12 protein-coding genes are annotated in these 9,122 nt (G+C 59.6%); 4 read left to right on the top strand and 8 right to left on the bottom strand.

The annotated features are described in order from the left end of the window. Positions 1 to 103 precede the first annotated feature (103 nt). Positions 104 to 1,246 carry a PIN domain-containing protein gene (locus tag ACP26O_RS18590; protein ID WP_208449572.1) on the bottom strand — a complete coding sequence of 381 codons (1,143 nt, stop codon included), beginning with the start codon at positions 1,244 to 1,246 and terminating at the stop codon, positions 104 to 106. A gap of 169 nt (positions 1,247 to 1,415) precedes the next feature. Between ACP26O_RS18590 and ACP26O_RS18585 the strand changes: the two genes are divergently transcribed. The 4 genes from ACP26O_RS18585 (at position 1,416) to ACP26O_RS18570 (ending at position 2,545) form a co-directional block, all read left to right on the top strand. Continuing rightward, positions 1,416 to 1,802, top strand: a complete 387-nt coding sequence (locus tag ACP26O_RS18585; RefSeq protein ID WP_175701130.1) for an ATP cone domain-containing protein — start codon at positions 1,416 to 1,418, stop codon at positions 1,800 to 1,802. A 60-nt stretch (positions 1,803 to 1,862) separates the two neighbouring features. Beyond that, positions 1,863 to 2,105 (top strand): RtcB family protein, encoded by a 243-nt coding sequence (locus ACP26O_RS18580; RefSeq protein ID WP_426356388.1) that lies wholly within the window; start codon positions 1,863 to 1,865, stop codon positions 2,103 to 2,105. Next, a complete protein-coding gene (locus tag ACP26O_RS18575; protein WP_175701131.1) occupies positions 2,041 to 2,217 on the top strand; it encodes a hypothetical protein in 177 nt (58 codons plus the stop codon). The genes ACP26O_RS18580 and ACP26O_RS18575 overlap by 65 nt, the downstream gene beginning before the upstream one ends. 130 nt (positions 2,218 to 2,347) lie before the next feature. Then, positions 2,348 to 2,545 carry a hypothetical protein gene (locus tag ACP26O_RS18570; protein ID WP_175701132.1) on the top strand — a complete coding sequence of 66 codons (198 nt, stop codon included), beginning with the start codon at positions 2,348 to 2,350 and terminating at the stop codon, positions 2,543 to 2,545. Between the two features lie 25 nt (positions 2,546 to 2,570). On the opposite strand, the gene ACP26O_RS18565 is transcribed toward ACP26O_RS18570, so the two are convergent. The 7 genes from ACP26O_RS18565 to ACP26O_RS18535 form a co-directional block, all read right to left on the bottom strand. Further along, positions 2,571 to 2,795, bottom strand: coding sequence for a hypothetical protein (locus tag ACP26O_RS18565; RefSeq protein ID WP_175663515.1), 225 nt, complete (start codon positions 2,793 to 2,795; stop codon positions 2,571 to 2,573). 73 nt (positions 2,796 to 2,868) lie between these two features. Further along, a complete protein-coding gene (locus ACP26O_RS18560; protein WP_175701133.1) occupies positions 2,869 to 3,399 on the bottom strand; it encodes a restriction endonuclease in 531 nt (176 codons plus the stop codon). Positions 3,400 to 3,482: 83 nt separating this feature from the next. Continuing rightward, positions 3,483 to 3,620 carry a hypothetical protein gene (locus tag ACP26O_RS18555; RefSeq protein ID WP_175701134.1) on the bottom strand — a complete coding sequence of 46 codons (138 nt, stop codon included), beginning with the start codon at positions 3,618 to 3,620 and terminating at the stop codon, positions 3,483 to 3,485. A 934-nt stretch (positions 3,621 to 4,554) separates the two neighbouring features. Continuing rightward, positions 4,555 to 4,995, bottom strand: a complete 441-nt coding sequence (locus ACP26O_RS18550; protein WP_175663518.1) for a hypothetical protein — start codon at positions 4,993 to 4,995, stop codon at positions 4,555 to 4,557. A 159-nt stretch (positions 4,996 to 5,154) separates the two neighbouring features. Next, the gene (locus tag ACP26O_RS18545) at positions 5,155 to 5,838 is read right to left on the bottom strand and encodes a Fe2+-dependent dioxygenase (RefSeq protein WP_175663519.1); all 684 of its coding nucleotides are present in this window, start codon (positions 5,836 to 5,838) and stop codon (positions 5,155 to 5,157) included. Beyond that, entirely contained in the window at positions 5,835 to 6,590 is a 756-nt protein-coding gene (locus ACP26O_RS18540; protein ID WP_175663520.1) for a tetratricopeptide repeat protein, read from the bottom strand. The genes ACP26O_RS18545 and ACP26O_RS18540 overlap by 4 nt, the downstream gene beginning before the upstream one ends. Positions 6,591 to 6,593: 3 nt before the next feature. After that, the gene (locus tag ACP26O_RS18535; RefSeq protein ID WP_175663521.1) at positions 6,594 to 8,837 is read right to left on the bottom strand and encodes a TonB-dependent receptor; all 2,244 of its coding nucleotides are present in this window, start codon (positions 8,835 to 8,837) and stop codon (positions 6,594 to 6,596) included. Between the last annotated feature and the right edge of the window lie 285 nt (positions 8,838 to 9,122).

Genomic DNA, 9,122 nt, shown 5'->3' with positions numbered 1-9,122 from the left:
ATAACAGAGTTGTGTCGACGGGTGTGGTTGCCGCGATTCACGCGGGCATCGAGACGCGGGAGTTCGAACAGATGATCGCGATGCGCCGATCGCTGCTTGCAGCTTAGAGGAGTTCCCAGCCGTCTGCAAAAGGATGCTGACTTTCCTCGTCTGGACCCTCAAGGCCCAGAAGTTCGATCACGGCATCAAGTAGTCCGCCATCGACACCCGAAATATGATCATTCAACACACCAACGTAGAAGTCAAATACGTCCCCATCCGTGATGATGCCGCCGATCTGCGTGTTTTCGAGTGCGGCTACGAACAGCTTCTCTGCATCGGCGTTCTTAAGGAACGGCCGAAAGCTTGTGAGATTGCGGATGGAATGATGCGTAGAGGAGAAGGATCGACTGTTACACAATTCATCGACAAGTCGGTTCTTTTCCTCTTCGAGCAGTGCCTCTCGGACCTCAGGGTGCTCAAGGTCCTCATCAGTCGCCTCATCAACAGGCTCGTCCTGCGGTTGCTCCACCGGCTGATCTTGTTCGACGAGGGGGGCATCTGGTTGTGCCTCTAGCTCCTTGAAGCGATCGACAACGGCCTTGATTTTCGTAGCAATGTGCAGACTTGCGCCATTCTTGTTCTCCGCCCATTCGTTCGCAAGAAATGCCATTGGCCGCGCCGCTTTCTTGTCGATGTCGCTCAGCATGGAGGCGTAGTCGCCGTCATTGGAGACGATATAGAGGTCACCGATGGGAATGTGCTCGAGAAGCACTTCCCAGTTGTATCTGTCGCCTAGGCTATTGTCCTTTCCGGGAGGGTTACCCTTATGCATGCGAGCAACTGCGCGGGCAAAGCACTCGTCGTCTTCATCGTATCGGGTGGCCCTTTCGAACAGAGCGGAGATTTTTTTGTCAACTTCCAACTCGCGTTCGTGAGCGAGGCCTGTGATGTTGGCGATGAGTGTTTTCTTTGCCGCTTGCGCTTTCTTAAGAGCGTCTTCGTATTGGTTTGCGGTTTCCGTTCCACGCATCACAGCAGGAATCGCTGTTGGGAGCTGGAGGTTCTTGAAATCAATGATGGCCGCTCGGAGCTTAGACTCGCGATTTCGCTCGAACTCGTTCTCGACGTGCTTCGGAAGATGGAATGCAATCTTGTCGTCGCCGATGTGCTCGACAAGCTCGTCAATAACACCCAATTGATCCTCTGGGAAAGAATAGAAGTTCAGTAAGATGTTCGTGTCAATGAAGAGGTGCAGCTTTGGCATGACTTCCCCGAATAGATGCGCAACGGTCACTGCTGTGCAGATTTCGACTTTGCGTGACTATACTTCAAATTGAGCGTCGAACAAGGCGCTATCTTTTTTGCTCCATATTATAAGTATATAGTGACTTATGCGCGTGCTCTCTCTCTCTTCACAACCGAACAAACACAGCATGCAAGAAGTCGTAAAGCGTGATGGCTCGCGTGAGCCGCTCCAGATCGAGAAGATCCAGAAAGCAACTGCTTGGGCCTGCGCCGGCTTGAACGTCTCGCAGTTGGAGCTGGAAACCAGCATCGGCCAGATGTTCTTCGATGGTATCTCGACCGCAGAAATTCACCGCCCGACGATCCTCGCCGCAGCCGGCCTCATCAGCATGGATGCCCCGGACTACACGTTCGTCGCGGCCCGCCTGTTGAAGCAGCAAATCTTGAAGGAATCGCACAACTCGATCTACTACGCGCATCTTGCAAGCTACCTCGCTGCGGCAGTGTATGCGCAAAAGCTGAGCCCTGAGTTGGTCCACGGCCGTTTTGACATCGAAGCGAAGGCAGGGAGCTAACTCGGCACGCTCGGCTCGGGCAACCACTTCATCGAGCTCTGCATCGATGAGAACCAGGACATGTGGGTGATGCTCCACTCGGGCTGGCGCGCCATCGGGAACATGATCGGCAGCTACTTCATCGAGAAGGCGAAGAAGCGCATGGAGTTGCACTTCATCAACCTGCCCGATGGTGAAGGCGCAGCAGTTCGGGCTCAGCGAGGTCCAGCCTGGCCGTCAAGAGTCGAACGCGTAGGGGATGTATGCGGAGCTCAACGATCTGTTGGCGATGGTGCGCCGGTTGAGAAGCGTGTCGGGTGGTGAATTTCATTTCGTTCCCGACGAAGGTGCGATGGACCAGAAACGCGCGAAGGTGGCCAACTATCTCGATTATTCGCAGCGGCTCGGGCTGGTAGCTATCACCATGACTTCGTGAACGCTTGCGAGGTGATGCGCGCTGAAGCGACGAACGCTGACAACGCCGCATACTGGAAAAAGCAGGTTGATGTTCTTGCGCGCATGAAGGCTCAGGCAGAACGTGCGCTGGCCGCCACTAAGCCGAGCGATTGATCAACTGGATCTTCCACAACGAGATTGAGCAGCACGCGAATGGGGTCGTGTTTCACGAGGGTGGCAGCGTTGACGATCGTGTGATGCAGCGTGCACGCCTAGAAGTCATCGACGAAAAGATCGACAACCTTTCGACGAAGGAGGAACTGCGCGACCTCCTCCGATTTCTGGCGAAGGAGGCCGGTGTCACCTGAAGCGCGCCAGGGGGCGCTTGCGAAGTCAGCGCAGGTTCGCTTTCGCGTATTGGACTGCCGCCGCGAACGCGTCAGTAGCGGTATCGCTGGGATCACCATCGTTTGGGGCGATGAGCGGCAGCTCGTTACCGTTCTCGTCAGTGGGGGTAAACTCAAACACCCATTTGCAGCCTGGGATTTGTGGCACGGGTTGATAGACGCGAATGTGAATGCTAAAGCGCCCAGCTTGCTCAGTTCGATATTGCGACATGGTCCCCTCCGTTTTCACCAAATATTACACCGGTTTATTGCGACGGTATCTGGATATGGGGCCCTGCTCTTCGTTACACCCCGGCGGTATTGTTTTCATCGGAGTCGTGCACTACCGTCTCGTTGCCGTTCTCATCAATTTTCTTGATCAAAATGCGCTCGGAGAAGCTGATCGTTTCGCTCAGCCCAATTCGCAGCTTTCCGAGCCATTCCCCGAAGTAGGCTGCTGTGGTCGATCTCGGGTCCAGCTTAATCTCGTGAATGTTGGTCGAGGCAGCCAGCTTCTTGGCACCCGATTGCAGCCCGTGAGGGGACACGAGGAAACCGCCTGCGGCATCAGTGTCCCGGATCGTGCAGAACAGAGAGCCAGTAATGGCTTGGCTGATCGCGGTATTCGAATGCTTCTTGCACTCGACTACGAAATGCGCACTGTCGCCCTCTGTCCAACCGCGAGCGTCAACTTCCCAATCGGTTCCACTCTTACCCGCTACGTCCTGCTTTCCCTCAAACCTCGATAGACCGAATTCATTTGCGCATTGATTCAGGACGAATTCCGCGATTTGCTCGTAACTTTTCCAAGTGGGATCGGCTTTTTTCTTCGCCATTTCTTCTCCTTGGTGGATCAAGTCTAGATCTATACGTTGACAGGTGACGGCTGACAGAAAACGAAAGCCAGTCATTCCGCAAACTACTCCCTACGTGTCCAGCCTTCGAAATCAGGATCGAAACGCACGCCAGCTTCCATCTGCTCGCGGAACCAAGCCTTTTCAGCTTCCTCTTCTTCCTTGATCGTCGGCCAGCCCTCGGCCTTATGCATAGCGCTCATACGATCGATATCGGCTTGAAGATCTGAGGCCAGTGCGGCTACATGCGTGGCCCCCCATAGCCGATTGCGTCGTCTAATTCCTTATCGAAAAATTTCGTCATGACCGGTTTACGGCATGTTGCTTGGAAGGTTTAGGGGGCGGTCACGGTTCTCATTATGCGGCGTCCTCCATTTCCTGCATCCTCCAGATGCTCCACTGATACAACAGCAAACTGCTCAAGACTCGTGTCGAGTTTGGCAATCCAGTATCGGCGTTCCTTATCGTAGCTGTGGCGGTTGTATGTGCCTTTGACCCCACCCAGAACGTGTCCCAGCATCAACTCGCCCACGTCCCGTGGGCAGCCTAGCGACGCCAAGATAGTGCGAACGGTGCGGATCGCAGATCATGTGGGGACCCGTGAGTTACGGTTAGCCTTGGGTGAAAACCTCGGCTCTTGCTGTAGGGTTGCCAGTGGTAGACGGCGCTTTGAACGACGAGCTGACTTGTCGCTTCCCCTTTCTTATTGGGAAAGAGGAAGCCGTTCCCGAAGCGCTGCAGCCTTGTGAGGACAATCTCCTTTGACCGACCTACAAGTGGAACACGCATGTCGGTAGCACTATCGACGTTGTGATTCGTGGTCTTGGCTTTCGGTATAGTCCACCACCAACCGTCTGACTCCTCCGAAATTTCCCCGACCTCCATCGAGCAGATTTCGCTGCCACGCTTACCAGTCCATGAGTAGAGAGTCAGGGTGTCGTGTAGCAGGAGTGAACAGCGGGGAACCAGCGGAACAGTTCGATGAGTTCAGGCGAGGACAGCACGCGCTTCGCTTTACGGAGAGTGCCGCCTTGTCGTTCCCCTTTGCTGCGCAGCTTGCCTCGCATGATGTTCTGCCATCAGTCCGGCGTGGTTCCAGAACGCGGCCGGCGTCCATCGCATGAATCCAAGCGAGGTTCAGTTCGCAGCGAAGCTTGCTTGCCATCGCGGGAATGTGGGCAAGCGACTGAAGCAGCTCGAAGCACTCGGCGCATTCTTGACTTCGATATTCTCGATAGGTGCGAGATACTGCTCGAACATATATTTAACGAGCTCGGCGCCCTTGGTCTTCCGGGCCTTGCGTATGTGCTCATTGTAGTAGTCGGGGCACGCCATCCTGACGGTGTAGGGTGGTCTTGACGCCTCAAACTGCTGTTCGAGCAAGCGTTGCCTTTCCAACTTTCGGTTGAGGGCGACGTCGAGTCCTGAGCTCCGAATGCGGCATTGTTCCTCCCAAGCGGCGATTGCCGCGGCAAAGGGTAGAGCCGGCCACTCGCCGAGCTTGATCTGCTTCATCTTGCCGTCGAGGGGCGACCTGTAGCGATCGATCCACGTCCTGCGCTTGATGGTTGCAGCCATCCGAAGTCCAACAAAGCCGTCAATACCCTCGTCAGTTCCAGGAGGCATTCTCCTTATCTCATTTGCGTCAAACTTCAATTTTCCACTCCAAAAAACCTACGCTAAAACCTAAGCTGTGGTTTTGGCTTGAAGGGGAATTCAGATGCTTACCCACCCACCCTACGCATCCGCCCACTTCCTCAACAGGTTGTGATAAATCCCCGTCAACGCAATGACCGCCGGATCCTTCGCGCCTTTTTCCGCGGACAATGCCTGAATCTGCGTATCGAGCTGAAACAGCAGCGTGCGATCGCCGTCGTCGCGCACCATGCTCTGAATCCAGAAGAACGAGGCAACGCGCTCGCCACGGGTAACGGGCGTCACGTGATGCAGGCTCGACGCCGGATACAGCACGAGATCGCCGGCCGGCAGCTTCGCGCGATGCACGCCGTACGTATCTTCCACGCACAGCTCGCCGCCGTCGTACGCATCGGGTTCCTCGAGAAACAGCGTCGCCGACAGATCGCTGCGCACGCGGAAATCCGTGCCGCGCAGCAGCCGGATCGCGTTGTCCACATGCGTGCCGAACGTCTCGCCGCCTGCATAGCGATTGAACAGCGGCGGAAACACCTTCAGCGGCAACGCTGCGGAAAAGAACAGCGCATGCCGCGCCAGCGCATCCTGGATCGCATCGCCGACCGCCCGCGCGACGGGCGATCCTTCCGGTAACTGCCGGTTGCGTTTCGCGAGCGCCGACTGCGCGCCGGACGTTGCGTTGCCGTCGACCCAGTCGGCAGCATCGAGCAGCTCGCGGCATTGCGCGACTTGCTCCTTGGTCAGCACGCCGGGGATATGAAGCATCATGATTCGAATTCCATGCCGTGAGACGGCAGTTGCAGCGCCGCCGCGCGCAACGCAACGAGCGGCGACGACGCAAGATACGCACGCATCTTCGCGACGAACGCCGGCGTAGCGGTGGCCGGCACGCGCGCGAGCCAGACGAGTGCGTCGTCGATGCGCCCGCGCTCGGCGAGCAGCCGCGCATAGTTGAACTGGCCGCGGAAGTCGCCGGCCTCGGCGGCGCGGCGATAGTGATCGAACGCGGTGTCGACATCGGCGGGCACGACCCAGCCGTCCTCGTAGAAACCGCCGATCAGGTTGATCGACTTCGCATGGCCGAGCGCGGCCGCGCGGCGAAACCAGTCGAGCGCGTCGGCGCGGTTCTCGTCGATGCCGTTGCCGAGCGCGAGCGCCGTCGCGTAGTTGTACATGCCCCAGTCGAGGCCTGCCTGCGCGGCGAGCCGGTACCAGTACACGGCCACCGGCGCGCACGCGGCCGTGCCCCAGCCGAACTCGTAGCAGCGCCCGAGCATGTTCATCGCCATCGGATGGCCGGCCCGCGCCGCATGCCCGAACCAGCCGAACGCGGCGGCAGGATCGCGCGCGACGCCGTGTCCGTCGAGCAGATACTGTCCGTAGACGGCCTGCGCGTCGACGATCCCATGATCGGCCGCCGCCGCGACCCACGCGGCGGCGCGCTCGGGCGGCCCGGCCAGGATGTCGGCGAACGCGCGCGGCGACACCGACGCGAGCGCCTTCAGCGAGACGGCTTCCATCGATCAGTAGCGCGCATTCAGCGTGATGAACGCCGAGCGGCCCGGCGCGATCGACGCGTAGTGCGCCGGATACGCCTGATCGAAGTACGTGCGGTTGAACAGGTTGTTCACGTTCAACTGCAGGTCGAGCTTCTTGTTGATCCGGTACTGCGCCATCGCGTCGAAGCGCCAGTACGACGGCACCGCGCGCAGGTTCGCCGGATCGCCGAACACTTCCGACATGTAGAACGCGCCGCCGCCGACGGTGAACTTCGGCGTCACGTCGTAGTTCGACCACATCGTCAGGCTGTGCTTCGGGGTGTTCGGGAAGCGGTGGCCGTCGTTCGCGGCGTCCTTGCCGTTGTCGCGCAGCTCGCTCTTCATGTACGTGTAGCCGCCGAACACCTGCCATTGCTTCGTGATCTGCCCGGCGACGCCAAGCTCGAGACCCTGCACGCGCTTGTTGCCGACCATCGCGTACTGGTTGTTCGGCAGCGTCACGCGTGCATTCGTCGTATCGATCTGGAACAGCGCGGCGGTGAGCGCGAGCTGGTCGTTCAGCACGTTCCACTTCGTGCCGAGCTCGATGCTGCGGTTCTTTTCCGGCGCCATCTGGTCGGCGTTCGGCCCGACGCCGCCGCGGCCCGGCGTGAGCGACTGCGTTTCGCTGCCTTCGCCGAGCAGCATGCCGGCCGGCGTCGACGACGTCGCATACGACGCGTAGATGCTGCCGTTTTGCGCGGGCTTGAACACGAGGCCGGCCTGCCAGTTGAAGAGCGTGTCGTCGCGCGTGTAGGTCTTGCCGCCGTTGGCCTTGGTGTCGGTGAAGCGGGTCGAGTAGTCGTCGACGCGCACGCCGGCGTTCACCTGCCAGCGCGGCGTGATCTCGATCGTGTCGAAGCCGTAGATCGACTTCGTGGTGGTGCGGGCATGTGCGTAGTCGTTGTTGCGCGTGACCGAGCCGGCCCACGGATCGTTCGGGTTCGGCGACCACAGGCTCGTGCAGTTGTAGCCCGATGCGGCGCCGATGCCCTTCTGGCAGATCTTGCCGGTGTCGGTCGCCACCGTGTACGAATCGCGCTTGCCCCATTCGCGCGACAGTTCGATGCCGGTCGTGAAACTGTGCTTGAAGGGGCCGGTACGGAATTCGCCGAACAATTCGGTCAGGTTCGCGAGGCTGTTGATCGAGCTGTCGCGGTTGTTGTTGCGGCGCCAGACCTTGCCGTTCACCACGTTGCCCTGGCTGTCGTCGGGCTGCGTCCAGATGTAGTCCTGCGTCGATTCCGTATAGCGCGTCGTGTTGCGCACCGTCAGCCCCGGCGTGATGTCGTGCTCGATCCGGATCGTGCTGATGTCGGACGTGGTCTTGCGGAAGTCGCGGTCGATCAGGCCGTAGAAGTTGTGGCGGTCGACGGGCGCCGGATAGATCGTGTCGACGTTCGCGGGCTTGTTCGACGTCGTGTAGAAGTACGGAATGCCGCCGTCGGGCATGTCGTCGGTCGACAGGTGGTAGTAGCTCGCAGTCACGCGCGTCGGCGTGCCGAGACCGAACGCGATCGACGGCGCGACGCCCCAGCGCTCGTTGTTGACGACGTCGCGGCCGGCGACGTCGTTGTTGTGGCTCATCAGGTTCAGGCGGAACGCGGCGTGATCGGCGAATTGCCAGTTGCCGTCGGCCGTGAAGCGGCGATAGCGGTCGGTGCCGAAGCCCGCGCTCGCGGCAGCCGTCGTGCCGAGGTGCGGGGCCTTGGTGATCAGGTTGATGCTGCCGCCCGCGCCGCCGCGGCCGCCGTACGCGCCGTCGGAACCCTTGGTGATCTCGACGCGCTCGGTGTTGAAGATCTCGCGGGTGGTCGCGCCCGTGTCGCGCATCCCGTCGACGAACATGCTGCCCTGCGAGTCGTAGCCGCGGATGAACGGACGATCGCCGAGCGGGTTGCCGCCTTCGCCCGCGCCGAACGTGATGCCGGGCACGGTGCGCAGCGCTTCGGTCAGCGTCGCCGCACCGCTGTTCTGAATCAGTTCCTGTGGGATCACGGTCACCGACTTCGGCGTGTCGACGAGCGGCGCGGTGAATTTCGCGGAGGCGGAAAAGTCGGCCTTGTAGCTGTGCTCGGTCTTGCCCTGGATCTCGATCGGCGCGAGATGGCCTTCGGTGCTGACCGGGGCGGGCGACGGCGTGCCGTCGGCGAACGCGGGGCTCGCGGCGAGCACGCTGCACAGGGTGGTGAATTTGCCGAGCTTCAGCTCGTCAGGACGGGACTTCATGGTGCGCTTCGACCTCGCGGTGTGGCCCGGGAACGGCGCGTTACTCAAACGTGCATGCTGCCCGGAATTATTACGATTTGTTTTCAGCCGGGCATTCTATGTAATTTTTGGGTGAATGAGAAGCGTTCTTGTTCGCATTTGCGGGGAGAACGTTGACGAATGTCACGGAGGCCGGCGGGGCTTGCTGGGCGGGGAAGATGGCCGAATGGCCGAATGTGCAGGGCATGTCGACCGGGCTACAGTGGTTGCATTTTCATTCGTCCATCGTGACAGCAAGGTGATAAT

Origin of the sequence: Burkholderia sp. R-40 (genome assembly GCF_049942845.1) — a bacterium.
GTDB classification, from domain to species: Bacteria; Pseudomonadota; Gammaproteobacteria; order Burkholderiales; family Burkholderiaceae; genus Burkholderia; species Burkholderia ambifaria.
The sequence above is the reverse complement of the archived record's forward strand: the minus strand, read 5'-3'. Positions and strand labels throughout refer to the sequence as shown.

Bases quoted from the DNA above. Each gene is read 5' to 3' on its own strand.
- ACP26O_RS18590 (WP_208449572.1), bottom strand. From the start codon at position 1,246: ATGCCAAAGCTGCACCTCTTCATTGACACGAACATCTTACTGAACTTC.
- ACP26O_RS18585 (WP_175701130.1), top strand. From the start codon at position 1,416: ATGCAAGAAGTCGTAAAGCGTGATGGCTCGCGTGAGCCGCTCCAGATC.
- ACP26O_RS18580 (WP_426356388.1), top strand. From the start codon at position 1,863: ATGTGGGTGATGCTCCACTCGGGCTGGCGCGCCATCGGGAACATGATC.
- ACP26O_RS18575 (WP_175701131.1), top strand. From the start codon at position 2,041: ATGTATGCGGAGCTCAACGATCTGTTGGCGATGGTGCGCCGGTTGAGA.
- ACP26O_RS18565 (WP_175663515.1), bottom strand. From the start codon at position 2,795: ATGTCGCAATATCGAACTGAGCAAGCTGGGCGCTTTAGCATTCACATT.
- ACP26O_RS18560 (WP_175701133.1), bottom strand. From the start codon at position 3,399: ATGGCGAAGAAAAAAGCCGATCCCACTTGGAAAAGTTACGAGCAAATC.
- ACP26O_RS18555 (WP_175701134.1), bottom strand. From the start codon at position 3,620: ATGAGCGCTATGCATAAGGCCGAGGGCTGGCCGACGATCAAGGAAGAA.
- ACP26O_RS18550 (WP_175663518.1), bottom strand. From the start codon at position 4,995: ATGGCTGCAACCATCAAGCGCAGGACGTGGATCGATCGCTACAGGTCG.
- ACP26O_RS18545 (WP_175663519.1), bottom strand. From the start codon at position 5,838: ATGATGCTTCATATCCCCGGCGTGCTGACCAAGGAGCAAGTCGCGCAA.
- ACP26O_RS18540 (WP_175663520.1), bottom strand. From the start codon at position 6,590: ATGGAAGCCGTCTCGCTGAAGGCGCTCGCGTCGGTGTCGCCGCGCGCG.
- ACP26O_RS18535 (WP_175663521.1), bottom strand. From the start codon at position 8,837: ATGAAGTCCCGTCCTGACGAGCTGAAGCTCGGCAAATTCACCACCCTG.